25 protein-coding genes are annotated in these 22,186 nt (G+C 61.9%); 17 read left to right on the plus strand and 8 right to left on the minus strand.

Going from position 1 to position 22,186, the window contains the following annotated elements; translation table 11 throughout:
• Window positions 1-3: 3 nt before the first annotated feature.
• The 3 genes from ACSQ2Z_RS15005 to ACSQ2Z_RS15015 form a co-directional block, all read right to left on the minus strand.
• Window positions 4-2,190: an RNA degradosome polyphosphate kinase gene (locus ACSQ2Z_RS15005; protein ID WP_436081914.1), complete on the minus strand. Its 2,187-nt coding sequence runs from the start codon at window positions 2,188-2,190 to the stop codon at window positions 4-6.
• Between the two features lie 66 nt (window positions 2,191-2,256).
• Window positions 2,257-2,943 (minus strand): DnaA regulatory inactivator HdaA, encoded by a 687-nt coding sequence (hdaA, locus tag ACSQ2Z_RS15010; protein ID WP_436081915.1) that lies wholly within the window; start codon window positions 2,941-2,943, stop codon window positions 2,257-2,259.
• 7 nt (window positions 2,944-2,950) lie between these two features.
• Window positions 2,951-4,072 carry an AI-2E family transporter gene (locus ACSQ2Z_RS15015; RefSeq protein WP_436081916.1) on the minus strand — a complete coding sequence of 374 codons (1,122 nt, stop codon included), beginning with the start codon at window positions 4,070-4,072 and terminating at the stop codon, window positions 2,951-2,953.
• Between the two features lie 217 nt (window positions 4,073-4,289).
• On the opposite strand from ACSQ2Z_RS15015, the gene purM reads away from it, so the two are divergent.
• The 4 genes from purM (at window position 4,290) to ACSQ2Z_RS15035 (ending at window position 6,751) form a co-directional block, all read left to right on the plus strand.
• A complete protein-coding gene (gene purM, locus ACSQ2Z_RS15020; RefSeq protein ID WP_436081917.1) occupies window positions 4,290-5,360 on the plus strand; it encodes a phosphoribosylformylglycinamidine cyclo-ligase in 1,071 nt (356 codons plus the stop codon).
• Complete coding sequence (gene purN, locus ACSQ2Z_RS15025) at window positions 5,357-6,016, plus strand: phosphoribosylglycinamide formyltransferase (RefSeq protein ID WP_436081918.1); 660 nt, start codon at window positions 5,357-5,359, stop codon at window positions 6,014-6,016. The genes purM and purN overlap by 4 nt, the downstream gene beginning before the upstream one ends.
• Before the next feature lie 91 nt (window positions 6,017-6,107).
• Window positions 6,108-6,353 carry a type II toxin-antitoxin system Phd/YefM family antitoxin gene (locus ACSQ2Z_RS15030; protein WP_436081919.1) on the plus strand — a complete coding sequence of 82 codons (246 nt, stop codon included), beginning with the start codon at window positions 6,108-6,110 and terminating at the stop codon, window positions 6,351-6,353.
• On the plus strand, window positions 6,350-6,751 hold the full coding sequence (locus ACSQ2Z_RS15035; RefSeq protein ID WP_436081920.1) for a type II toxin-antitoxin system VapC family toxin: 402 nt from the start codon (window positions 6,350-6,352) through the stop codon (window positions 6,749-6,751). Before ACSQ2Z_RS15030 ends, ACSQ2Z_RS15035 begins: the two co-directional genes overlap by 4 nt.
• Here the strand turns inward: ACSQ2Z_RS15035 and ACSQ2Z_RS15040 are convergent.
• Window positions 6,748-7,353: an NUDIX domain-containing protein gene (locus ACSQ2Z_RS15040; protein ID WP_436081921.1), complete on the minus strand. Its 606-nt coding sequence runs from the start codon at window positions 7,351-7,353 to the stop codon at window positions 6,748-6,750. The genes ACSQ2Z_RS15035 and ACSQ2Z_RS15040 overlap by 4 nt on opposite strands.
• A 7-nt stretch (window positions 7,354-7,360) precedes the next feature.
• Complete coding sequence (locus tag ACSQ2Z_RS15045) at window positions 7,361-9,493, minus strand: molybdopterin-containing oxidoreductase family protein (protein ID WP_436081922.1); 2,133 nt, start codon at window positions 9,491-9,493, stop codon at window positions 7,361-7,363.
• Between the two features lie 83 nt (window positions 9,494-9,576).
• Here ACSQ2Z_RS15045 and ACSQ2Z_RS15050 point away from each other — a divergent pair, with 83 nt between their 5' ends.
• The 4 genes from ACSQ2Z_RS15050 to ACSQ2Z_RS15065 all read left to right on the plus strand — a co-directional run bounded on the left by ACSQ2Z_RS15050 (window position 9,577) and on the right by ACSQ2Z_RS15065 (window position 12,304).
• Window positions 9,577-10,443, plus strand: coding sequence for a 23S rRNA (adenine(2030)-N(6))-methyltransferase RlmJ (locus ACSQ2Z_RS15050; RefSeq protein WP_436081923.1), 867 nt, complete (start codon window positions 9,577-9,579; stop codon window positions 10,441-10,443).
• 61 nt (window positions 10,444-10,504) lie between these two features.
• Window positions 10,505-10,936, plus strand: coding sequence for a hypothetical protein (locus ACSQ2Z_RS15055; RefSeq protein WP_436081924.1), 432 nt, complete (start codon window positions 10,505-10,507; stop codon window positions 10,934-10,936).
• Between the two features lie 5 nt (window positions 10,937-10,941).
• Window positions 10,942-11,676: a ribonuclease T2 family protein gene (locus ACSQ2Z_RS15060; protein ID WP_436081925.1), complete on the plus strand. Its 735-nt coding sequence runs from the start codon at window positions 10,942-10,944 to the stop codon at window positions 11,674-11,676.
• A 37-nt stretch (window positions 11,677-11,713) separates the two neighbouring features.
• Window positions 11,714-12,304, plus strand: a complete 591-nt coding sequence (locus ACSQ2Z_RS15065) for a glutathione S-transferase (RefSeq protein ID WP_436081926.1) — start codon at window positions 11,714-11,716, stop codon at window positions 12,302-12,304.
• Between the two features lie 76 nt (window positions 12,305-12,380).
• On the opposite strand, the gene ACSQ2Z_RS15070 is transcribed toward ACSQ2Z_RS15065, so the two are convergent.
• The gene (locus tag ACSQ2Z_RS15070; protein ID WP_436081927.1) at window positions 12,381-13,019 is read right to left on the minus strand and encodes an outer membrane protein; all 639 of its coding nucleotides are present in this window, start codon (window positions 13,017-13,019) and stop codon (window positions 12,381-12,383) included.
• 368 nt (window positions 13,020-13,387) lie between these two features.
• Here ACSQ2Z_RS15070 and ACSQ2Z_RS15075 point away from each other — a divergent pair, with 368 nt between their 5' ends.
• The 5 genes from ACSQ2Z_RS15075 (at window position 13,388) to ACSQ2Z_RS15095 (ending at window position 17,625) form a co-directional block, all read left to right on the plus strand.
• Window positions 13,388-14,152, plus strand: coding sequence for an SDR family oxidoreductase (locus ACSQ2Z_RS15075; RefSeq protein WP_436081928.1), 765 nt, complete (start codon window positions 13,388-13,390; stop codon window positions 14,150-14,152).
• Window positions 14,149-16,170: an excinuclease ABC subunit UvrC gene (gene uvrC, locus ACSQ2Z_RS15080; RefSeq protein ID WP_436081929.1), complete on the plus strand. Its 2,022-nt coding sequence runs from the start codon at window positions 14,149-14,151 to the stop codon at window positions 16,168-16,170. The genes ACSQ2Z_RS15075 and uvrC overlap by 4 nt, the downstream gene beginning before the upstream one ends.
• A gap of 131 nt (window positions 16,171-16,301) precedes the next feature.
• Complete coding sequence (pgsA, locus tag ACSQ2Z_RS15085) at window positions 16,302-16,889, plus strand: CDP-diacylglycerol--glycerol-3-phosphate 3-phosphatidyltransferase (protein ID WP_436081930.1); 588 nt, start codon at window positions 16,302-16,304, stop codon at window positions 16,887-16,889.
• Entirely contained in the window at window positions 16,889-17,149 is a 261-nt protein-coding gene (gene moaD, locus ACSQ2Z_RS15090; RefSeq protein ID WP_436081931.1) for a molybdopterin converting factor subunit 1, read from the plus strand. The genes pgsA and moaD overlap by 1 nt, the downstream gene beginning before the upstream one ends.
• A gap of 5 nt (window positions 17,150-17,154) precedes the next feature.
• Complete coding sequence (locus ACSQ2Z_RS15095; protein WP_436081932.1) at window positions 17,155-17,625, plus strand: molybdenum cofactor biosynthesis protein MoaE; 471 nt, start codon at window positions 17,155-17,157, stop codon at window positions 17,623-17,625.
• On the opposite strand, the gene ACSQ2Z_RS15100 is transcribed toward ACSQ2Z_RS15095, so the two are convergent.
• Window positions 17,626-18,522, minus strand: a complete 897-nt coding sequence (locus ACSQ2Z_RS15100; RefSeq protein ID WP_436081933.1) for a branched-chain amino acid ABC transporter permease — start codon at window positions 18,520-18,522, stop codon at window positions 17,626-17,628. It lies immediately after the preceding gene.
• A gap of 75 nt (window positions 18,523-18,597) precedes the next feature.
• On the opposite strand from ACSQ2Z_RS15100, the gene ACSQ2Z_RS15105 reads away from it, so the two are divergent.
• Window positions 18,598-19,158 (plus strand): CGNR zinc finger domain-containing protein, encoded by a 561-nt coding sequence (locus ACSQ2Z_RS15105; protein WP_436081934.1) that lies wholly within the window; start codon window positions 18,598-18,600, stop codon window positions 19,156-19,158.
• The gene (locus ACSQ2Z_RS15110) at window positions 19,155-19,676 is read left to right on the plus strand and encodes a hypothetical protein (protein WP_436081935.1); all 522 of its coding nucleotides are present in this window, start codon (window positions 19,155-19,157) and stop codon (window positions 19,674-19,676) included. The genes ACSQ2Z_RS15105 and ACSQ2Z_RS15110 overlap by 4 nt, the downstream gene beginning before the upstream one ends.
• A gap of 98 nt (window positions 19,677-19,774) precedes the next feature.
• Here ACSQ2Z_RS15110 and ndk read toward each other — a convergent pair whose 3' ends face one another.
• Complete coding sequence (gene ndk, locus ACSQ2Z_RS15115; protein WP_112857430.1) at window positions 19,775-20,197, minus strand: nucleoside-diphosphate kinase; 423 nt, start codon at window positions 20,195-20,197, stop codon at window positions 19,775-19,777.
• A gap of 266 nt (window positions 20,198-20,463) precedes the next feature.
• Here ndk and ACSQ2Z_RS15120 point away from each other — a divergent pair, with 266 nt between their 5' ends.
• Entirely contained in the window at window positions 20,464-20,979 is a 516-nt protein-coding gene (locus tag ACSQ2Z_RS15120) for a DinB family protein (RefSeq protein ID WP_436081936.1), read from the plus strand.
• Between the two features lie 126 nt (window positions 20,980-21,105).
• Window positions 21,106-22,185 carry a GGDEF domain-containing protein gene (locus ACSQ2Z_RS15125; RefSeq protein ID WP_436081937.1) on the plus strand — a complete coding sequence of 360 codons (1,080 nt, stop codon included), beginning with the start codon at window positions 21,106-21,108 and terminating at the stop codon, window positions 22,183-22,185.
• Window position 22,186: the final 1 nt, after the last annotated feature.

Consider the following 22,186-nt stretch of genomic DNA (forward strand, 5'->3'; position numbering starts at 1 on the left):
GTTTTATCTTCTGCGGCCGCTGTCCCAGCCGGCGATTACCTTCGGGGTGCTGGATTTCAAGGCTTCTCCCCGCCCGGACAGGCTGGGGTTGGTCATGAAATAGACCTGAGCATTGAACGGCTCGGAATCGCGGGCGACTTCCATGCGCCGCGACGTTCCGTCCGGAAGGATCTCGTAGCTCTGCTGGTTATCGATGAGATTGCCCAGCATGATCTGCGACAGCACCTGTTCATGCACAGTCCGATTGATGAGAGGCACAAGGGTCTCCACCCGCCGGTCCAGATTGCGCGGCATCATGTCCGCCGACCCGATATAGACGAGCGCGTGCTCGGAGGGAAGTCCATGGCCGTTGCCGAAGCAGAAGATGCGCGAATGTTCAAGGAAACGTCCGACGATCGATTTGACGCGGATATTGTCGGACAGACCCGCCACCTGCGGCCGCAAACAGCAGATGCCGCGCACGACCAAATCGATTTCGACGCCGGCGCGGCTGGCCTTGTAGAGCGCATCGATGATTTCCGGATCGACCAGCGAATTCATCTTCATCCAGATCGACGCGGGACGGCCGGCCTCGGCATGGTCGATTTCCTCGCCGATATGCTGCAGGATGCGCGGACGCAGCGTGTGCGGCGAAATCGCCAGCTTCATGCCGGCCTCGGGCTCGCCGTAGCCGGTGATAAAGTTGAAGATATTGGCCATGTCATGGGCAATCTTCGGATTGCAGGTGAAGAAGGACAAGTCCGTATAGATCTTCGCCGTGACCGGGTGGTAGTTGCCGGTGCCGAGGTGGCAGTAGGTCCTGAGCTTGCCCTCCTCGCGACGCACCACCATCGACATCTTCGCATGTGTCTTCAGTTCGATGAAGCCGAACACCACCTGCACGCCGGCGCGTTCGAGGTCGCGCGCCCAGCGGATATTGGCTTCCTCGTCAAAGCGCGCCTTGAGTTCGACCAGCGCCGTCACCGACTTGCCGGCTTCGGCGGCATCGATCAACGCACGCACGATCGGGCTGTCGTTGGACGTCCGATAAAGCGTCTGCTTTATCGCCAGAACGTCAGGATCGCGCGCAGCCTGGAGCAGAAACTGGACCACCACGTCGAAGCTCTCATAGGGGTGGTGGACAACCATGTCCTTTTCGCGGATCGCGGCAAGACAGTCTCCGGCGTGTTCGCGGACGCGTTCGGGAAATCGCGCATTGTACGGCTCGAAGCGCAAATCGTCGCGCGGCGCCTTCGTGATCTCGGACAAAGTATTGAGGGCCAGAAGTCCGGGCAGCACGGCGACGCGGTTTTCCGCGACGCCGAGTTCGCCGACAACGAAATGGCGCAGCTCAAGCGGCATCTCTGAATCGATCTCGATACGGATCACCGATCCGCGCCGGCGGCGCTTCAGCGCCGTCTCGAAGAAGCGGACGAGATCTTCGGCCTCTTCCTCGACTTCGATATCGCTGTCTCTGATGATGCGGAACGTGCCCGAACCCTTGACCTCATAGCCGGGGAAGAGCCGCTCGATGAACAGGCTGACGGCATCCTCCAGCGTAATGTAGCGGATAACGGACTTGGCGTCCGGCAAGCGGATGAACCGGTCGAGCGCGACCGGCAGGCGTAGAAGCGCTGTCATCGGCTCGCGGCCGCTTTTGCTGGCGAGCTGCAAGCCCATGGTGAAGCCGAGATTCGGGATGAACGGGAACGGGTGCGCCGGATCGATCGAAAGTGGCGTCAGCACCGGAAAGATCGACTGCTCGAACTCATTCGCCAGCCAGGTCCGGTCCTGCGCCGACAGCGACACCGGGCGGACGATGAGAACATCTTCCTTGGCGAGATATTGCTGCAGGACGGCAAGCGAGGCTTGCTGTTCCATCTGCAGATTGTCGATTTCCTTGAGGATGTCCTCCAACTGCTCGACCGGCGTCTTTCCATCCGGGCTGCGCACCAGCACGCCCTGACGCACCTGGCCTTCGAGACCGGCGACGCGGACCATGAAGAATTCGTCGAGGTTGGCGGCGGAAATCGACAGGAAACGCACGCGCTCCAGCAACGGATGCGCGGTGTTCAGCGTTTCCTCCAGAACGCGGCGATTGAACTGAAGCCAGGAGAATTCGCGGTTGATGAAGCGTTCCGGGCTCGTCAGGAGATCGGTTGCATCGGCCACCGGCTCTTTTACAGTCGTTGCAGATGTTGCAGTGTCCATTATCCTCAGCCCGCCTTATGCTTTTCCCGAAGCGCCTAGTCCAGTTTGACGACGGAACTGTGACAGTCAATCGATTTCGCGTGTCTTTCCAAGGGTGTTGAGCACTTGTGACGCCAGCGCCCTATTGATGCGCGTTCCGCGTGCAAGCGCCAGATGATCGAGTCGCTCGATGATCGTCTGGGCCGATTCGAGCGAGCGTTCCATGCGCGCCACGATGTAGCCGATCAGCCGGTCATCGACACTGAGCTGGCGATCGGCCAAAAGCTTGACCAGAACCTGGGCCAGCAGCTCATCATCCGGCTCGCCGATCTCGACCACGGTTGCAGCCTTCAGGCGCGAGCGCAGGTCGGCCAGCTCGACCGGCCAGGACATCGGCCACAGCCGGCTGGTGATCAGCAGGCTGGTGCCATTCTCGCGCACGCTGTTGATGACGTGGAACAGGGCCTGGTCGTCAAAACCCTGCCGGTCGGCATCCTCAAACAGAACTGGGTTTTTCGCCGCGACCTCAGCTGCCTCGCTGCCCGCTGCCGGATGAATGGCGACAGCGCCGCTCGTTTCCCGCCAGATGGCTGCAAGATGCGATTTTCCCGAGCCGACAGGCCCGGCCAGGATGACGACGGGCGACGGCCAGCGCGGCCAGCTGTCGATGATGGACACGGCTGCCTTCAGCCGTTCGGAAACGAGAAGATCGTCACGACCCGTCTGAGGCTCATGCTCGAAAACGAGCGGCAGTTGTTCGAACTTGCTGACCATACGCTGCTTACTCTGGAAGTTCCGGCTCCGGCGCGGTCTTCCTGCCGGTCCGGTGGCCGTGATAGAGCGTGCTGTCAAGGTAGCGCCCGATGCCGAAGCGGACAAGCACGCCGATCGCGGCAGCCGACGGTACCGCCACTAGCAGGCCAACGAAACCGAAGAGGGCGCCAAAGGCCAGGAGCGCAAACATCAGCCAGACCGGATGCAGCCCGACGCTTTTGCCGACGAGCCGCGGCTGAAGCACATTGCCTTCAAGAAACTGCCCGACGAAAAAGATAACGGCCACGATGCCGATGTGAAGATAGTCCGGCCAGAACTGGACGAGCGCCACGCCGACGGCAAGTACGAGGCCGACGAGCGATCCGACATAGGGAATGAAGCTGATCATGCCGGCAAACAGGCCGATGAGCAGGCCGAAGTTCAGGCCGGTGAAGGACAGCGCAATGCCGTAGAACAGGCCGAGGATGATGCAGAGTGACCCCTGCCCGCGCACGAAACCGGCAATCGTCAGGTTCATCTCCCGGGCGATCTGGCGAACGGTGGCGACATGGTCGCGCGGGATCCAGCTATCGACCCTCCCGACCATCCGGTCCCAGTCGAGCAGCAGATAGAAGGCGACGACCGGGGTGACGACCAACAGCGAGATGATATCGAGCAGCGCCATGCCCGAATTCCATATCTGCTGGAACAGCGTGCCGAGGAAGCTCGCCCCCTGTTCGAGCAGTTTGGCGGAGTTCTGCTTGATCGTATCCATCTGTCCGGCCACCCAATCGGGAAGCCAGCCGGAATGCGGGCTGGTGACGAATTCCTGCAGCTTGGTGATATAGCCCGGCATCTTCTGGATGAAATCGGCTGCCTGGGTGAAAACGATCGGGATGATGACGACGAGCGACAGGGCAAAGACGACAACGAAGCCGAACAGAATGACGATCGTTGCCATCAGGCGGGTGAGGCCCAGCCTTTCCAGCCGGTCGGCGACCGGATCGAGAAAATAGGCGAGCGCCATGCCGGCGATGAACGGCAGGAGGATCGTCGAGAACACCATCAGGAAGGCAATGAAGCCCGCGAGAAACAGCGCCCAGAAGATGACCTGGCGCTGCAGTCCGCTGCTGCTTACTTTGTTGACCATGCCGCTATTCCGATGCCCCGTGCCAAGCCGCATAACGCCGCTCCTGCCTTTGGAGATAGGATGTGCCACCAACCGCGGTCAAGCCTATGGCTGCAAACGGTCGGCACAACGCGGCAAAACAGTAAAAAAGCGGGAGTTTCAGGGGCAATATGCTTGCACTTCCCCGATCGTCATGCCAATCGCATTGCCAAAACGACAAACCGCTGGAGATCAAGCCATGAGCGAGCCAGGAAAGAACGGTCTGACCTACAGCGATGCGGGTGTGGATATCGACGCCGGAAACCTTTTGGTAGAAAAGATCAAGCCGCACGTGCGCTCGACCCGGCGTCCCGGCGCCGACGGCGAGATCGGCGGTTTCGGCGGCCTGTTCGACCTGAAGGCGGCAGGCTTCACCGATCCGGTTCTGGTTGCCGCCAATGACGGCGTCGGCACCAAGCTGAAGATCGCCATCGACGCCAACAAGCACGACACCGTCGGCATCGACCTTGTTGCCATGTGCGTCAACGATCTCGTCGTGCAGGGCGCGGAACCCCTGTTCTTCCTCGATTACTTTGCCACCGGCAAGCTCGATCCGGACCAGGGTGCCGCGATCGTCGGCGGCATCGCCACGGGCTGCCGCGAGGCGGGCTGCGCGCTGATCGGCGGCGAGACGGCGGAAATGCCGGGCATGTATTCGGGCGGCGACTACGATCTCGCAGGTTTCGCCGTCGGTGCGGCCGAACGCGGGCAACTGCTGCCGGCGGGCGATATCGCCGAGGGCGACGTCATCCTTGGCCTCGCCTCCTCCGGCGTCCATTCGAACGGCTATTCGCTAGTCCGCAAGATCGTTTCGCTCTCCGGTCTTGCCTGGGACGCGCCCGCCCCCTTCGGCGAAGGCACGTTGGCCGACGTGCTGATGACGCCGACGCGCATCTATGTGAAGCCGCTGCTGAAGGCCATTCGCGAGACCGGCGCGCTGAAGGCGCTCGCCCATATCACCGGCGGCGGCTTTCCGGAAAACATTCCGCGCGTGCTGCCGAAGCATCTGGCCGCCGAGATCGATCTTTCCGCCATAACGCCGCCGGCCGTCTTCTCCTGGCTTGCCAAGACGGGTGGCGTTGCCGCAAACGAGATGCTGCGCACCTTCAACTGCGGCGTCGGCATGATCGTCGTCGTGGCAGCGGAAGATGCTGAAAAAGTGGCTTCGGTTCTAAAGGCCGAAGGCGAGACCGTCTTTGCGCTCGGCCGCATGGTCGCCCGCGAGGAAGGTGCCGCCGGCACGGTCTACAAAGGCACGCTCGCTCTATGACGGAGACGCTGAAGACGATCCGCAAGCGGGTCGTTGTGTTCATTTCCGGCGGCGGCTCCAATATGCTGGCGCTGGCGAAGGCCGCTTCCGCACCGGATTTTCCGGCGGATATCGTCGCGGTGATTTCCGACAAGGCCGAGGCCGGCGGGCTTGCCAAGGCGGCGGCACTCGGTATTCCGACCTTTTCCTTCGTCCGCAAGGACTATGACAGCAAGGACGCGCACGAAGCGGCGATCCTGTCGACGCTGGAAAGCCTTGCGCCCGACATCATCTGCCTCGCCGGCTACATGCGCCTGCTGAGCGCGGCCTTCATCAACGCCTACGAAGGCCGGATCATCAACATCCACCCTTCCCTGCTGCCGCTTTTTCCAGGCCTCCATACCCACCAACGGGCAATCGATGCCGGCATGACGGAAGCCGGCTGTACCGTGCATTTCGTCACCGAGGGCATGGACGAAGGGCCGGTTATCCTGCAGGCAACCGTCCCGGTCGTTACCGGCGATACGGCGGACGCCCTCGCTGCGCGGGTACTGGTGGAAGAGCATCGGACTTATCCCGCAGCGCTGCGGCTCGTTGCTGAAGGCAAAGTGCGGATGGACGGCGGCAAGGCGGTAAAAAATGCACCCGTCAATGACGACAGCGCCCATTTTGGGTAAGCGCACGGCGAGTTGGTCAACCTATTGACCAACTTTCGGACAATGCCTATCTTGCTGGATGAACCAGTCGTTTCGGCACGGAGAGGCACCGATGACTATTGAAGTCAAAGTAGCCCAGGCGAAGGCGCATCTCTCTGAATTGCTTTCTAAGGTCGAAGCGGGAGAAGATGTCGTCATTTCTCGTGGCAACGAACCCGTAGCCCGTCTTGTTCGGATCGAAAACCGTCAAGAGCGGATCGCCGCGATTGAGGCGCTCAGGGCGGAGCGCGCTCGACATAAGCCCGTGAGCATCGAAGAGATATTCGAGTTCCGCGACGAAGGTCGCCGCTGGAAATGAACTTTGTCGTCGATGCGTCGATCGTTGCCGCCTGGCTGCTTCCGGACGAAGACAATGAACTCGCCGAACAGGCGCGGTTGGCGCTGACGGGCGAGGATGCGCTTGCACCGGGCCTCCTCTGGCATGAAATCCGCAATATCCTGATTGTCGCAGAAAGGCGAAATCGCGTGACGGCGGAAGGCGCGGCCAATCTGTTGATACGTCTGCGGCGAATTCCCTTGCGGACTATTGATATTATGGACGATCTGAGGATCCTCCAACTTGCCAGGGAACATCGACTCTCCGGCTATGACGCAACATATCTTGCGCTGGCGGTTGCTGAAAATGTGGCGTTGGTTACCTTAGACAGAAAGCTGGATGCGGCAGCACGTACTGCGGGGCTGCCACTTTTTGGTTAGGCCGCTTCGGCAACCAGCTTCTCCCGGTTCAGCATCGCCCATTGCAGCAGCATGATGGTCTTGCCGTCGCAGATCTCGCCGCTGTCGATCATCGCCATGGCGTCCTTGAGCGGCACTTCGAGCACCTCGATATCCTCGTCCTCGTGCACAGCCCCGCCGCCGTCTTGCGCCTTCACCGTCACGTCGATGATCGCGGCGAAGAAATGGATGGTCTCGGTCACTGCACCGGGCGACATGAAGGCCTGGAAGACGGGACGCACATCCGTGATCAGATAACCGGTTTCCTCCATCACCTCCCGCCGGATCGCCTCCTCCGGATGATCGCCGTCGAGCAATCCGGCCGGCGTTTCAAGCAGCCAGCCGGAGTGGCCGTTGAGATATGCGGGCACACGGAACTGGCGAACGAGGACGACGCTGTCGCGCCTGGGATCGTAGAGCAGAATGGTCGCGCCGTTGCCGCGATCGTAGACCTCGCGTTTCAACTTCTTCGTAACCCCATCGGAGCCGGTATAGTTGAAGGTGACATTGCGCAGGTGATACCAGTTCTTCGAAAGCGTCTCATCTTTCAGGATTTCGATCTTTGCATCGCGGAATTTCGTCATTCGCCCTTCAATCCTTGCGCAGCCATACGTGATTGTCATGGAAGGCGGCGCCGCCATAGGGCGCTGCCGCATCGGCGCCGGTGAGCACGTTGATGCCCTCCCCGTCCAGGTGCGAATCGTTCGGCCAAAGCCCCTCGGCGATCACCACGCCGCGCCGCGCGCCGCCGCCGAGCCTGGCATGTAGCCGGATTTCGCCGCGCTCGTTGCCGATCCGAACGATATCGCCATCGACGATGCCAAGAGCCGCAGCATCGTCCGCTTGGACCATCGCCTCGGGGCGAACCTCCTTCTGGATAGAAGACGGCGTCTCGGCGAAGGTCGAGTTCAGGAAGGAGCGCGCCGGCGATGTCGCCAAGCGGAACGGATGTTTCTCGTCCGCGACCTCGATCAGGTCGACGTGATCGGGAAATTCCGGAAGCAAGGCGTGCGGTCCGAAAGGCCCCAGTGCCTTCGGTGGCCGGTTCGGCGCCGGCGTTCCGGTCCAGTCAGCCTTGAAGCGGAATTTGCCGTCGGGATGGCCGAATCCCCTGATGAAATGCGCCGTGTCGAAATCCGGCTGGACATCCAGCCATTTGTCGCGTTTCAGCCCGTCGAAATCCGTGCCGTGGTTGACGAGGATGCGGTCGATATGCTCGCGCTCGCTAAGGCCGAAGCCGGGCTTGTCGGCCACGCCGAGGCGCTTTGCCAGTTCCTCGATGACGAAGAGATTGGTGCGCACCGTCGATGGCGGCTCGACCACCTTCGGGCCGAGCAGGATGTGCTGATGGCCGCCGCCGCGGTAGAGATCGTCATGCTCGAGAAACATCGTGGCGGGCAGGACGATATCGGCGAGCTTGGCCGTGTCGGTCATGAACTGCTCGTGTACGGCGACGAACAGGTCGTCGCGCAGGAAGCCGCGCTTCACCAGCCGCTGCTCGGGCGCGACGTTGGCCGGATTGGTGTTCTGGATCAGCATCGCCGTGACCGGCCCGCGATGGCGCAACGCCTCGGCATCACCGGTCAAGACGCGGCCGATCTGCGATTGATCGAGCATCCGGATGTCCGGGTCCAGCATCGCCGAGCCCACCAACTCCCGCTTGTCGAACTTGAAGATGTCGTTGTTGGAATGGAACGCGCCGCCGCCCTCATGCTTCCACGATCCAAGAACGGTCGCCACCGACGCTGCCGCGTGGATGGCGACGGCGCCGTTGCGCTGGCGGGTAAAGCCGTAGCCGAGGCGAAAATAGGTTTTCCGTGTCGTACCGACGAGCTTGCCGAAGGCCTCGATTTCTCCGACCGGCAGGCCGGTAATGGCGGACGCCCATTCCGGCGTGCGGGTTTTCAGGTGACTTTCGAGCCCGGCCGGATCATCGGCATATTGCGCCAGATAGGCCCGGTCCGCGTAGCCGTCGCGGAAGGCAATGTGCATGATGGCGCAGGCGAGCGCCGCGTCGGTGCCGGGCTTCAGCACGAGCCCCATATCCGCCTGCTTGATTGTCGGGTTGTCGTAGATGTCGATGACGACGATCCTGGCGCCGCGCTCCTTGCGCGCCTTGATGGCGTGGGTCATCACGTTGACCTGCGTCGAAACTGCATTCGTGCCCCAGATGACGACGCAGTCGGATTTCGCCATCTCGCGCGGATCGGGGCCTCTGAGCGAGCCCGTGGCCATCGTCAGGCCGGTCCAGGCGAGATTGGTACAGATCGAGCTGAAGAAGCCGGAATAGCGCTTGGCATGGCGCAGGCGTTCGATCGAATCGCGCTGCACCTGGCCCATGGTGCCGGCGTAGAAATAGGGCCAGACGGCTTCCGAGCCGTGCTGCTGCTCCGCCTTGACGAAAGCCCCGGCGATTTCGTCAAGCGCATCGTCCCAGCTGATCTCCTGCCAGCTTCCGTAGCCCTTGGCCCCCTTGCGCCGCTGCGGCACCATCAGGCGGCCGGGATGGTAGATACGCTCGGAATAGCGCGCGACCTTGGCGCAGATGACGCCGGCCGTATAGGTATTGGCGCTGGCGCCGCGAACCCGGCCGATCCGTCCTTCCTGCGTCAGATCGATTTCGAGCGCGCAGGCGGAGGGACAGTCATGCGGACAGACCGAATGGGCGGTGGACTTTTCTGGCTTGATGGGGGTCGCAACGTTCATGGCTTTTCTATATTGCATCGCGCAAGGGTCTCAAAGTCCCAACCGCCATGCATTCCAACATTTCATCGGCCCAAACGTTCATAAGGCCGGCAGGGACGCGAATGAATTATCGTCACATCTACCATGCAGGCAATTTCGCCGACGTCCTGAAGCACGCCGTGCTCGCCCGCCTGATCGTCTACATGAAACAGAAGGACAAGGCTTTCCGAGTACTCGATACGCATGCGGGCATCGGCCTCTATGACCTGTCGAGCGAGGAGGCGCAGAAGACCGGCGAATGGCAAGACGGCATCGGCCGCCTTCTCGACGCGGACATCCCGGCGAAGGCAAAGGCCCTGCTTCAACCCTATCTGGCGGCCGTGCGCGACCTCAATCCGGATGGCGGCCTCAAACTCTATCCCGGCTCGCCGAAGCTCACCCGCATGCTGATGCGGCCGCAGGACCGGCTGTCGGCGATGGAACTGCATCCTGACGACTACGAGACGTTGCACCGCCTGTTCGACGGCGATTTCCAGAGCCGCATCACCCAGCTCGACGGCTGGCTGGCGCTGGGCGCCCATCTGCCACCGAAGGAAAAGCGCGGGCTGGTGCTGGTCGATCCGCCTTTCGAGGCGGCTGGCGAGTTCGAGCGCCTGGCGGACGGTCTTGCAAAGGCCTGGCGCCGGTTTTCCGGCGGCACTTTCTGCCTGTGGTATCCGCTGAAACAGGGCGCCCCGATTGCCGCCTTTCACGCGGCGCTGAAAGCGCTGGAAATCCCGAAGATGCTGTGCGCCGAACTGTCGGTGCGCAGCGATCGTGACACGACTGGTCTTTCGGGCTCGGGGCTGATCGTCGTCAACCCGCCCTATACGCTGAAGGATGAGCTCGATGTCCTCCTGCCGTTCCTCAAGGATCGGCTGAAGCAGGATCGGCATGCCTCCGCCCGCGCCTTCTGGCTGCGCGGCGAGGAAGTGCCGGAGCGGGATTGAACGAGACTTGACGGCTAGCCGCCGGAGACGCAATCTCGGGGGGATTTTTCGGGAGACGATCATGACCAGAATGCGCGCCGCATGCCTCCTTCTCTCCCTCGCGACCGCCTTGCCCGGTGCAGTCCCGGCCGCGGCAGCCGAACCGTCGAGCAGACTGGATTATAGCGAGACGGCTTGCCACAACCGCGCAATTCTCGGCTTCATCACGTCCGATTTCGGCTATCGCGCTCGCCACTACCTGAAGGCGGACATCGCCATCGCGGAAATCCGCGACATGGGCCTGAACCGGCTCGAGCTGCGCGATGAGACCCATCCGGTGGAGCGCGAATATTGCTTCGCCACCGCCGTGACGACCGATGGCGAGCGGCGGGCTCTCTGGTATCTGATCGAGCGCGGCTGGGGTTTTGCCGGCATCGGCTCCAACATCGAGTTCTGCCTGAGCGGTCTTGATCCCTGGTATGTCTACGGTGCGCAGTGCGCCTCGCTGCGGTAAGCCTTGTGACGGGTTTCCGGCACCGTTTCCTGCCGCTCCTCGTCGCGCTTCTGCTTTCGGCCTGTAACGGAGAAAGTGAACAGCAGAAGGGAGCGGTGACGACCGGTACGCCCGCCGCAACCACTCCCATCGCCACAGCACAGACCAGAGCCCAACCCATCCCGCTCGGCAGCGGCTTCGATTTCTACGTGCTGTCGCTCTCCTGGTCGCCGAGCTGGTGCCTTGAAAACGACCCTTCCGGCCGGTCGCAGCAATGTGCGGCGGAAAACGATCACGGCTTTATCGTTCACGGTCTCTGGCCGCAGAACGAAGAGGGGTATCCGGAATTCTGCCGGACGCGCCAATCCGACCGGGTGCCGGAGGCGCTGGGTCGCACCCTATTCGACATCATGCCGTCGATGGGGCTGATCGGCCATGAATGGCGCAAGCACGGTTCCTGTTCGGGGCTTAGCCAGAAAGACTATTTCACTGTGCTCCGCGCCGCCCGCGAGGCGGTGACGATACCGCCGGCGCTGCAATCAGTGGAAACCCACCGGCGAACAAACGCCGAGGAGATTGAAACATCGCTAGCCGCCGCCAATCCCGGTCTGCGCAAGAATGCGCTCGCGGTCACCTGCGCGGCCGGGCGCGTCGACGAGGTGCGCATCTGCTTTAACAAGGACCTCAGTTACCGTACCTGCAACGCCATCGACCGCGGCGGCTGCAAATTGAAAAACCTCGACCAGCCGCCTATACGCTGATGTCTAACGGGCCTTGAACACAAAAAGAAAGAACACGATGAAAATTCTCTACTCCCCCGCCTCCCCCTATTCCAACAAGGTGCGCATGGGCGCTCGCTACGCCGGCATCAAAGCCGACAGCGTGCTGACCGACACCAACGCCAATCCGCCGGAACTGATCTCCGGCAACCCGCTCGGCAAGATCCCGACGCTGATAACGCCCGATGGGAAGGCGATCTACGACAGCCGGGCGATCATGCATTTCATCGACCGTGAGACCAAGGGCAAGCTCTATCCGCGCAATGGCGAAAAGCGGACCGAGGTGGAAATGCTGGAGGCGCTCTGCGACGGCATCTGCGACAGCCTGCTCGCCATCGTCTACGAAAAGCGCTTCCATCCGCCGGAAAAGATCCACCAGCCCTGGATTGACAGGCAGTGGGAAAAGGTCGTGCGCGGCCTCGACTACCTCAACGCCAACCTGCCGAAGACCGGCGCCAAGCTCCATGCCGGCCATTTCGCGCTTGCCGCGATGCTGCGCTATATCGAACTGCGCTTTGCCGGCGAATGGCAGAAGGGCCGTCCGAAGTTGAAGAACTGGCCGCAGAAGTTCGAAAAATTCTTCCCTGACTATGCGCAGTTCAAGGCTTGAGCCGACTGATAGCGGAGATGAGAAACGCAAGAAGGCCGGATCGCTCCGGCCTTCTTGTCATGCATGAACTTCGGTATCAGAACTTGACGCCCATACCGACGCGAACGCTGTGTTCGTCGTAGCCCGACGAAACCTTGCCGCCTGGCAGGTTGAAGTCCTTCGAGCCGTAGTCGGTGTAACGATATTCGACGCGCGCCGTGACGTTGTCGGTGACGAAGGCTTCGGCACCGGCACCGGCCGTCCAACCGAGCAGCGTGTTCTTATCCGAACCGCCGGCCTGCGTTGCCTTGACGCTGGATGCGGCAACACCGGCCGTACCGTAGAGGAGAACCGGGTTCAGGTCATAACCGACGCGGGCACGAACCGAGCCGTTGACGCCCTGTTCCATCTTGCGGACCGGGTTGCGGGTGTCGTTGTCGCCGTAGTTGATATCGGCTTCACCGCCGTAGACGATCTGGCCGCTCTGCATGTTGTAGCCGCCATAGAGGCCGCCGCCGAAGCCGGAAGCGCCACGGCCGCCCGTCGCGTCATATTCGCCGCGGGCCCAGTTGGCCGTACCACCGACATAGGCACCCGACCAGTTCTTCACGGCCGGCTCGCTGTATTCGGCAGCCGGAGCAGCCGGAACTTCGTCGATCGCGTCGGCTGCCTGCGCGGCGGAGAAGGCGATGAGGGACACGGCAGATGCCATGAGGGTGGCGATGAGAGTACGCATTAAAGTCTCCTTTCGAACCGATGCTCCGGACCTTCGTGGTCCTAAATTGATACATCGGACAAATTGCAATTAACCCGCCCGGTTGACGGAGAAATTGGCGACCAAATGCGGATACACAAGAGCCAAATTGTGAAATTTTAGTGGCACGAGGGCGGCAGAAATTCGATGTTGCTCCGCAGCCACAGGGTATTTATTAACCAGAAAATATGATTAACTGAATATATACTATGACCGCAGAAAACAATTCAATTTAGCGCTTTCGCGTTAATTTTTTCGAAACGAATGACTGGGTCCCGTTTCGCAATCCGTCTCCTCCTCCTATATCCTTGCGACATGCATAGTTACGAATCGCAGAGCAGGACCGGCCCTTGAGGACGCCTTTGAAAACAGCGCTGGTCACCGGTGGCGCCAAGCGCATCGGCAAGGCGATCGTCGAGGATCTGGCGGCGCACGGCTTTGCCGTTGCCATTCATGCCAATGCCTCCTTGACGGACGCCGAAGCGCTTGCAATGCATCTTCGCGCCCAGGGCGGCAAGGCGGCCGCAGTTGCAGCAGACCTGACCGATACCGCCTCCGTCGCCACCGTGATGGCCAAAGCCGTCGAAGCGCTCGGTCCGATCGGCCTTCTCGTCAACAATGCCTCGCTGTTCAAGAAGGATAGTCTCGAAGAGTTCGACGAGACGATCTGGGACCGGCATTTCGCCCTGCATGTGAAGGCGCCGTCGCTGCTGGCGCGCGATTTCGCAGCGCAGCTGCCGCAGACCAATTCGGGCCTGATCGTCAACATCGTCGATCAGCGGGTCTGGTCTCCAAATCCGCGATTTTATTCCTATATGTTATCGAAATCGGCGCTGCTGACGGCGACCAAGACGATGGCTCAGGCCTTGGCCCCAAGAATTCGCGTCAACGCCATCGGCCCCGGCCCGACCCTGCCGAACGAACGGCAGAACCAGGCGGACTTCCAGACGCAGGTGGAAGCCGTGATCCTGAAGACCGGGCCGCAACTCAGGGAATTCGGTCGCACGATCCGATTTCTGTTCGACACGCCCTCGATGACCGGGCAGATGATCGCGCTGGACGGCGGCCAGCATCTGGCCTGGCAGACACCGGATATTTTGGAGATTGTGGAATGATTGGGCGCGTGCCCACCGATGGCGGCATTCTGTACGATGAAAATGCCAGCGACGAAGACGACCTCATCGACGTAGCGGAAAGCCCCGCGCCGGCGCCCATTCTTGACTGGGCGGAAACCAGCGCGATCCCGGACGGGCTGCGCGGCGCCGAACTGATCCAGGCCTTCGTCAAGCTTTTGCCCAACAGCCCCGGCGTCTACCGCATGTTCAACGAGGCGGGCGACGTGCTCTATGTCGGCAAGGCACGCAGCCTGAAGAAGCGCGTCGGCAACTACGCGCAGGGCCGCGTCCACTCCAACCGTCTCGCCAAGATGGTGCGCGAGACCGCGCATATGGAATTCGTGACGACGCGCACCGAGATCGAGGCGCTGCTGCTCGAAGCGAACCTGATCAAACGCTTGCGGCCGCGCTTCAATGTCCTTCTGCGCGACGACAAGTCCTTTCCCTATATTCTGGTGACCGGCGACTCCAGGGCCCCGGCGCTCTACAAGCATCGCGGCGCCCGCAGCCGCAAGGGCGATTATTTCGGCCCCTTCGCCTCGGCCGGCGCCGTCGGCCGGACGATCAATTCGCTGCAACGCGCCTTCCTTCTGCGCACCTGTACCGACAGCGTCTTCGAGACCCGCACAAGGCCCTGCCTGCTGCATCAGATCAAGCGCTGCGCCGCCCCCTGCACGCATGAGATCAGTGACGCCGGCTATGCCGAACTGGTGAGCGAAGCCAAGGATTTCCTCTCCGGCAAGAGCCAGGCCGTCAAGGCGACCATTGCTGCCGCCATGAACGAAGCTTCGGAGAATCTCGATTTCGAGCGGGCCGCCCTTTACCGCGACCGGCTGGCGGCGCTGTCGCATGTCCAGAGCCATCAGGGCATCAACCCCTCCGGCGTCGAGGAAGCCGATGTCTTTGCCATCCACCACGAAGGCGGCGTATCCTGCATCCAGGTGTTCTTCTTCCGCACCGGCCAGAACTGGGGCAACCGCGCCTATTTTCCGAAGGCCGATCCCTCCCTGCCAGCAGCCGAGGTGCTAAGCGCCTTCCTCGCCCAGTTCTACGACGACAAGCCCTGTCCGCGGCAGATCCTGCTCTGCGAGCCGGTGGCCGAACAGGAACTGCTTGGCGAGGCGCTGACCGAGAAATCCGGCTACAAGGTCTCGATCCTCGTGCCGCAGCGCGGCGAAAAGAAAGATCTGGTCGAGCACGCAGTCGCCAATGCCCGCGAGGCGCATGGCCGCAAGCTCGCCGAAACCGCGTCGCAGTCGCGCCTGCTCGAGGGGTTTGCCGAGACCTTCAAGCTGGAGCGCGTTCCGCGCCGGATCGAGATCTACGACAACTCCCATATCATGGGCACCAATGCCGTTGGCGGCATGGTGGTGGCGGGGCCTGAAGGTTTCGTCAAAGGCCAGTACCGCAAGTTCAACATCAAATCGACCGACATCACGCCCGGCGACGATTTCGGCATGATGAAGGAAGTGATGACCCGGAGGTTTTCGCGGCTCTTGAAGGAAGAGGGAAAGCCGGATCGCAGTGCAGAACCGGGCGAGGACGCCGGCTTTCCGGCCTGGCCGGACGTTATCCTGATCGACGGCGGCCAGGGGCAGATGACGGCGGTCAGGGCGATCCTCAAGGAACTACACATCGAGGATTGCCTGACCGCCATCGGCGTCGCCAAGGGCGTCGATCGCGATGCCGGGCGCGAGCGCTTCTTTCCGCCCGGCCGCGACGGCTTCACGCTGCCGCCGCGCGACCCGGTGCTTTATTTCATCCAGCGGATGCGCGACGAGGCGCACCGCTTCGCCATCGGCTCGCACCGGGCGCGGCGGAAGAAGGAAATGGTCAAGAACCCGCTGGACGAGATCGCCGGCATCGGGCCGACGCGCAAGCGCGCGCTGCTGCAGCATTTCGGCACCGCCAAGGCGGTTTCCCGCGCCGGCATCAACGATCTCGTGGCTGTCGAGGGTATTTCCGAAGCGGTGGCGCGGCTGGTCTATGACCACTTCCATGAGGATGGGGCGAAATAGCGTGTCAATCGGTTCACCGTCCGTTCAGATGAATTCCGCCAAAATTGGAGGTGATCTATCAAAGAACGGTTGACGCGGCTGTCACAAAGCCGTTCATCTGTCGCCCAAGAACTCGCAGAGAACCCGAATCCATGTCCTCCACGCCGACCACCTACAGCATCCCCAATCTTCTGACCTATGGACGCATTCTGGCTGTTCCGCTGATCGTTCTGTGCTTCTTCATCGAAGGCAAACTGCAGAGTTCAGACCTTGCCCGCTGGACGGCGCTGGCGCTGTTCGCGATCGCCTCGATCACCGATTTCTTCGACGGCTATCTCGCCCGCATCTGGCAGCAGACCTCCAATATCGGCAAGATGCTCGACCCGATCGCCGACAAGCTGCTGGTCGCCTCGGTCCTGCTGCTCGTCGCCGCCGATGGCACGATCGCCGGCTGGTCGATCTGGGCCGCGATCATCATCCTGTGCCGCGAAATCCTCGTTTCGGGCCTGCGCGAATATCTCGCCGCCCTGAAGGTCAGCGTGCCGGTGACCCGCATCGCCAAGTGGAAGACGACGATCCAGATGATCGCCATCGCCTTCCTGCTCGCCGGTCCCGCCGGCGACAAGATCCTGCCCTACACCACCGAGATGGGCATCCTGCTGCTCTGGATCGCCGCGGCCATCACGCTCTATACCGGCTATGACTATTTCCGTGCCGGCCTCAAGCATATGGTCGACTGATGGCAAGCGTCGATCTCGTCTATTTCGCCTGGGTGCGCGAGCGGATCGGCAAAGCCGGCGAAACGCTGGAGCTTCCCGAAAGTGTCGTCACGGCCGGCGACCTGCTGGCATACCTGAAGACGCTGGGCGAGGAATACGAGACGGCGCTGGAGCACGAGAACGTCATCCGCGTGGCCGTCAACCAGGAACATGTCGATCATCACGAGCCGATCGCCGGCGCGCGGGAAATCGCGCTGTTTCCGCCGATGACCGGAGGCTGAGGCCTATGTCCGGCGCGCCTGTCACGGTTCGCGTCCAGCGGGAGGATTTCGATCTGGCCGCCGAGGTGCGCGCGCTATCGGCCGGCCGCCACGATATCGGTGCCATCGTCACCTTCTCCGGTCTCTGCCGTGACGAGGCCGGTACGCTTAGCGCCCTTGAACTGGAGCACTATCCGGGCATGGCGGAAGCGCAGATCACCCGCATCTGCGAGAAAGCGGTCAGCCGGTTCGGGCTGCAAGCTGCAAGCGCCATCCACCGCTATGGCAAGATCCTGCCCGGCGAAAACATTGTCCTGGTCGTCACCGCCTCGCCGCACCGGCAGGCAGCGTTCGACGGCGCCAATTTCATCATGGCTTTCCTCAAAACCTCCGCCCCCTTCTGGAAGAAGGAACATGCGGTCGATGGCAGCGCCGGCGGCTGGGTCAGCGCCAAGGACGATGACGACAGCGCCCGGGATCGCTGGTCCAAAAGCTGACTAGGGCTGGAACTGCTCCTTTCGCGTCAGGACCAGAAGCAGGACAAGGAACGAGAAGATCACAAAATCCCGCCACAGCATCGGGCCGTAGGCGCTCCACAGCGTTTCACTCAAGCCCATTGCAGCTGCCCCGACTGCTGCCAATAGCGGTGCCGTCTGGCCGCCGATGGCGGCGATGAACAGCACCTTGACGCCGAAAACCAGGCCTGCGCCAAAATCCATGTTGCCGTAGTAGGAGGTGGCCAGAATGCCGGCGATGGCGGCCAGCAGCGCCGACAGGCCGTAGGCGGCGACGAAGACGCGCGTGCCGTCGACGCCGCAGAGTGCCGCTGCACCTGCATCGTCGGACACCGCCCGCCAGGACCGGCCCCAGGCGGAGCGCGTCAGGAATTGGTGCCCTGCCCCCACCACGGCCAGCATCAGCGCCGTGTTCAGAAGCTGGATCGCCGTCAGCGTCACCGGGAATTTCGGATCGGACCAGAGTGTGAACGGCGTGTTGAGGAACGGCGGCAGCCACAGGCTGCGCGTCTCCGCCGCGATCCGCGACAGTTCCATCAGCACCATCGCCACGCCGAGAGAGGCAACAACCACCGTATTGGCCGACGTCATCGCCAGCTTGCGCATGACCGAGCGGCCGACGACGAGGCCCGCGCCCAGCGCGTAGACCAGCGCCGAGATCGCCCCGACCGCAAGCGCAACCGGCAGCACCAGCCAGAGACGGTTCCAGGCAAAATCGGAAAACAGCAGGAAGATCTGGCCGGCAAAACCGAACAGCGCCCCATAGGTCAGATCGGCCCTTCGGGTAACCGAGAAGGAAATCGAATAGCCGAAGGCGAGCAGCGCGTAGAGGGCGGCGATCGGCAGGGCACTGGCAAGTTGCTGAAGAAAATAGGCCATGGAAAATCCGGTTGATGACAACATCAGCGCAAATCATTATAACTAGTAAAATGCGTTTTACCAGTTAGGTGTTGCGTGACGTTTACCTGGACCTCACATCGTTTCTCCGGCGGCGCGCTCGCTCTCGATGTCGCAAATTCAGTCGTGCTGCGCTTCGATGCCGAGCGTCGGATCGACCGCTATACTGACCCCGTCGTCCTCGACACCTTTGCCGTGGCGGCGACACGTTACTGCGCCGACAGGGACCTGTTCGGGCCGCTGGAGCCGGTCGTGCCGCAAAACCGGACGGTCTTTCTAAATCTCAGGGAAGCAACCGACCGACATTTTCGCGCCGAGGCACTCGGGCATCCCTCTTCCGAGCACCTGGCCGATCTGCTCGACGCGGCATCCACCATCATCCGGCGGTATCCGATCAGTGCAACGCCCACGCCGCTCGATGTCGCCACGGCGCGCTCGGCTCTGGTGCTTGCCACTTCGAGCGAGCCGGAGCGCCTGAAAATCTGCCCCAATTGCCAATGGCTTTTCCTCGATCGCAGCCGCAACCGCAGCCGCACCTGGTGCGACATGACGGTCTGCGGCAACCGCGCGAAGGCGAGCCGGCACTACCAGCGCCAGAAGAAGGAGTTGACCCAATGAGCATGCAGCCGAAACACCTCACCCTTGCCGTGCTCCTTCTGGCTGGTGCGGCTGCCCTTGCCGGATGCCAGCGCGAAACCGGACCGGACCCGCTCGAACTCACCGGCAAGATGTTCATCTTCAACTATCGGCTGGCCTATGCCACCTACATGATCACGCTGACCAAAACCGAGCCGGTTCCGGAAGGCAGTACGGTTGTGGCTACATTCGAGAACCCCGCTGGCGGGGCGCCGCTGGCGCTCGATCGCAAGCTTTTTCCGAAGCTCGACAAAGTGGTCCTCGAAAGCCCGGACGTGACTTGCGTGAAAAAGAACCGCCCCTATGCCGTCACCATCGAGGTCAAGGGGCCGGACGGCGCCATCCTGCAAACGCTGAAGACCACGGTGACCTCCAATCTCGATCAGGACATCCTGCCCGCCAAGGCGCTGGTCGTCGGCCCCGCCTATGACAAGAACCCGGAGGTCTTCAAGGACGGCAAGGCGCCCGAGCATTTCGAAACGGCTTCCTGCGCGTCATAGGGTCGCCTGCCCCAAAAAGGAAAAGCCGGAGCGTTGCAGCCCCGGCTTTTAAAAGGAGTCTTTTCAAGCTCTTCGGGCCGAAACCCTCAGACATTGAATCAGCCGACGATTTCGGTGTCGGAGAACCAGTACTTGATTTCTTCAGCAGCGGTTTCCGGAGCGTCCGAGCCGTGAACCGAGTTCTCGCCGATCGACAGGGCATGGACCTTGCGGATGGTGCCTTCGTCGGCATTGGCCGGGTTGGTGGCGCCCATGATTTCGCGGTTCTTCAGGATGGCGTTCTCGCCTTCGAGCACCTGGACGACGGTCGGACCGGAGGTCATGGTTTCGACCAGTTCGCCGAAGAAGGGGCGTTCCTTGTGAACGGCATAGAAGCCTTCGGCTTCGCGCTTGCTCATCCACACGCGCTTGGAGGCGACGATACGCAGGCCTGCGTCTTCAAACATCTTGGTGATGGCGCCCGTCAGGTTGCGCTTGGTGGCGTCCGGCTTGATCATCGAAAAGGTGCGTTCAATCGCCATTGTTTCAATTCCCTTGGTTTTCCGTGAGTCGGCGGTTCAATAACCGCCAATCCCGCGCAAAACAAGGGGGAGCGGCGAAGTTTCACAGCCCTGTCACGAAGCGCCCGATGCTGCTCTGAAGGTCAAGACAGCACGCGAACCAGCCATTGTCGGGTCGATATCGAACGCGGAAACGGCGAACGGTCAAATCAGTAAATTTCATGGATCGCATCACCCACCGCGATGCCATTCTGGATTAAGCTCCCGGCACGCCAAAGGAGACCGCAATGCTCGATCACTACCACATGTTCGCCAAATATAACCGCTGGGCAAACCGCCTGCTCTACCAGGCGGCGGGGGCGCTGACGGATGCCCAATACCGCGAGGACAAGGGGGCCTTCTTCGGCTCGCTGCACAGGACGCTCAACCACATCCTCGCCGCCGACCGCATCTGGATGAAACGCTTCACCGGCACGGGCGAAGCGCCAACCTCCCTCGATGCCCTCCTGTTCGACGATCTCAACACACTGTCAGCGGCCCGCGCCACCGAGGACGAGCGCATCCTCGCCTGGACCGGCGATCTCTCCGCAGCTGATCTCACCGCGCATTTCACCTACACGCCGATCACCGACCCGGTTCCGGTCACCCAGCGCCTCGCCCCGGCGCTCGCCCATGTCTTCAACCACCAGACCCACCATCGCGGCCAGTGCCACATGATCTTGACGGCCCTCGGCCAGCCGAGCCTTGGACTGGACCTGGCTTATTTTCTCAGGACACCGGAGGGGGAAGGCTACGCAAAGTGACGCTGACGCGCCGCGCCAACCACCGGTCACCCGCTGTCAGGCACATCCTGCCAGCAGTCACCTTTGACGGTCTCTTAATGCCGGCATGGTATGAGGCATCCGGTACAATCGGCAAGGATCGAGGACATGGCGGACAAATTCCGGCAGGACGGCCATCAGGCGCAGAATGCGGCCGTGCTCCTCAAGGTCGCGCAAACGATGGCCAAGCTCGGCATTGCCCCGTTTCCCCGCAACTACGAGCTGTTCTATGATGCTTTGTGCCGCCAGAATGCCGCGCTGACGCGCGACGTGGCAAGCCTCGGCGCCGAGCCGGCACAGAGCAGGCTTGATGAGGTCGGAATCAAACATCACCTGCCCGGCTTTGCCGCGATCGCCACGGAGAATATCCGCACCGACGCCGCCCAAACGATTTCGGCGATCAACCACGGGCTGAACAACAGCATCGCCAAGAAGGAAGCTTTTGCCGCACTGCTGCGCCAGTTCATCAGCCGCCTCGAAACCGATCCCGTCGCCGGAATGTCTGATTTTGCCGATGACGCCGGCAGATTGCGGGATGCCGTCACCGCCTTCGAGCGGGAGGAGCGGGCCCTCGCCGTCTCCATGAACGAAACGATTGCGGAACTCGGCGGCATCGTCAGCGACATCGAGATCATGCGCAAGGCCTCGACCCGCGACCCCGTGACCGGCCTTGGCAACAGGATCGCCTTTTCCGCCAAGCTCGCGGCCCTGTATGACGATGGCAATGCGGCCGGCCCCGCGGCCCTGGCGCTGGTCACTGTCGAGGGTCTGCGCGGCCTCAGTGAGAGCCACGGCGCGGCCACTGCCGAGAAGGTCTTGAAGAAACTGGCGCCGGTGTTCCGTAAATCAGTCAAGAAGAACGACTTCGTCGCCCGCATCGGCGCGGACGAATTCGCCTTCGTGTTCCATGACGTCAGTGCCGACAATGCCGAGGCGATCGCGCAGCGCATCCGCGCCTCCGTCGAGGCCGTTGAGATCACGCTGCCGAACCGGACGTTCACGTCGGAAACGCTGTCCATCTCCACCGGCATTGCCATGGCGCTGACCGCATCCAGCAGCACCGATCTCTTCACCCAGGCAGAGCTTGCGCTTCACGCCGTTCGCGCCGGCGGCAGGCCCGGCGTTCTCGTCTTCTCGGCCGCGATCGGCAGCCGCGCAACAAAAACCTACTCCCCGCACGCCGCTTGAG

The sequence above is a fragment of the Pararhizobium sp. LjRoot235 genome (assembly GCF_964254145.1).
Lineage (GTDB): Bacteria > Pseudomonadota > Alphaproteobacteria > Rhizobiales > Rhizobiaceae > Pararhizobium.

What these genes read in the sequence shown, in the direction of transcription:
- ACSQ2Z_RS15030 (WP_436081919.1), top strand. Translation starts at nt 6,108, where the DNA reads ATGACTATTGAAGTCAAAGTAGCCCAGGCGAAGGCGCATCTCTCTGAA.
- ACSQ2Z_RS15045 (WP_436081922.1), bottom strand. Translation starts at nt 9,493, where the DNA reads ATGCAATATAGAAAAGCCATGAACGTTGCGACCCCCATCAAGCCAGAA.
- ACSQ2Z_RS15035 (WP_436081920.1), top strand. Translation starts at nt 6,350, where the DNA reads ATGAACTTTGTCGTCGATGCGTCGATCGTTGCCGCCTGGCTGCTTCCG.
- ACSQ2Z_RS15040 (WP_436081921.1), bottom strand. Translation starts at nt 7,353, where the DNA reads ATGACGAAATTCCGCGATGCAAAGATCGAAATCCTGAAAGATGAGACG.
- ACSQ2Z_RS15005 (WP_436081914.1), bottom strand. Translation starts at nt 2,190, where the DNA reads ATGGACACTGCAACATCTGCAACGACTGTAAAAGAGCCGGTGGCCGAT.
- pgsA (WP_436081930.1), top strand. Translation starts at nt 16,302, where the DNA reads ATGTCCTCCACGCCGACCACCTACAGCATCCCCAATCTTCTGACCTAT.
- ACSQ2Z_RS15100 (WP_436081933.1), bottom strand. Translation starts at nt 18,522, where the DNA reads ATGGCCTATTTTCTTCAGCAACTTGCCAGTGCCCTGCCGATCGCCGCC.
- uvrC (WP_436081929.1), top strand. Translation starts at nt 14,149, where the DNA reads ATGATTGGGCGCGTGCCCACCGATGGCGGCATTCTGTACGATGAAAAT.
- ndk (WP_112857430.1), bottom strand. Translation starts at nt 20,197, where the DNA reads ATGGCGATTGAACGCACCTTTTCGATGATCAAGCCGGACGCCACCAAG.
- ACSQ2Z_RS15070 (WP_436081927.1), bottom strand. Translation starts at nt 13,019, where the DNA reads ATGCGTACTCTCATCGCCACCCTCATGGCATCTGCCGTGTCCCTCATC.
- ACSQ2Z_RS15050 (WP_436081923.1), top strand. Translation starts at nt 9,577, where the DNA reads ATGAATTATCGTCACATCTACCATGCAGGCAATTTCGCCGACGTCCTG.
- purM (WP_436081917.1), top strand. Translation starts at nt 4,290, where the DNA reads ATGAGCGAGCCAGGAAAGAACGGTCTGACCTACAGCGATGCGGGTGTG.
- ACSQ2Z_RS15015 (WP_436081916.1), bottom strand. Translation starts at nt 4,072, where the DNA reads ATGGTCAACAAAGTAAGCAGCAGCGGACTGCAGCGCCAGGTCATCTTC.
- ACSQ2Z_RS15065 (WP_436081926.1), top strand. Translation starts at nt 11,714, where the DNA reads ATGAAAATTCTCTACTCCCCCGCCTCCCCCTATTCCAACAAGGTGCGC.
- ACSQ2Z_RS15120 (WP_436081936.1), top strand. Translation starts at nt 20,464, where the DNA reads ATGCTCGATCACTACCACATGTTCGCCAAATATAACCGCTGGGCAAAC.
- moaD (WP_436081931.1), top strand. Translation starts at nt 16,889, where the DNA reads ATGGCAAGCGTCGATCTCGTCTATTTCGCCTGGGTGCGCGAGCGGATC.
- ACSQ2Z_RS15125 (WP_436081937.1), top strand. Translation starts at nt 21,106, where the DNA reads ATGGCGGACAAATTCCGGCAGGACGGCCATCAGGCGCAGAATGCGGCC.
- ACSQ2Z_RS15095 (WP_436081932.1), top strand. Translation starts at nt 17,155, where the DNA reads ATGTCCGGCGCGCCTGTCACGGTTCGCGTCCAGCGGGAGGATTTCGAT.
- ACSQ2Z_RS15055 (WP_436081924.1), top strand. Translation starts at nt 10,505, where the DNA reads ATGACCAGAATGCGCGCCGCATGCCTCCTTCTCTCCCTCGCGACCGCC.
- ACSQ2Z_RS15110 (WP_436081935.1), top strand. Translation starts at nt 19,155, where the DNA reads ATGAGCATGCAGCCGAAACACCTCACCCTTGCCGTGCTCCTTCTGGCT.
- hdaA (WP_436081915.1), bottom strand. Translation starts at nt 2,943, where the DNA reads ATGGTCAGCAAGTTCGAACAACTGCCGCTCGTTTTCGAGCATGAGCCT.
- purN (WP_436081918.1), top strand. Translation starts at nt 5,357, where the DNA reads ATGACGGAGACGCTGAAGACGATCCGCAAGCGGGTCGTTGTGTTCATT.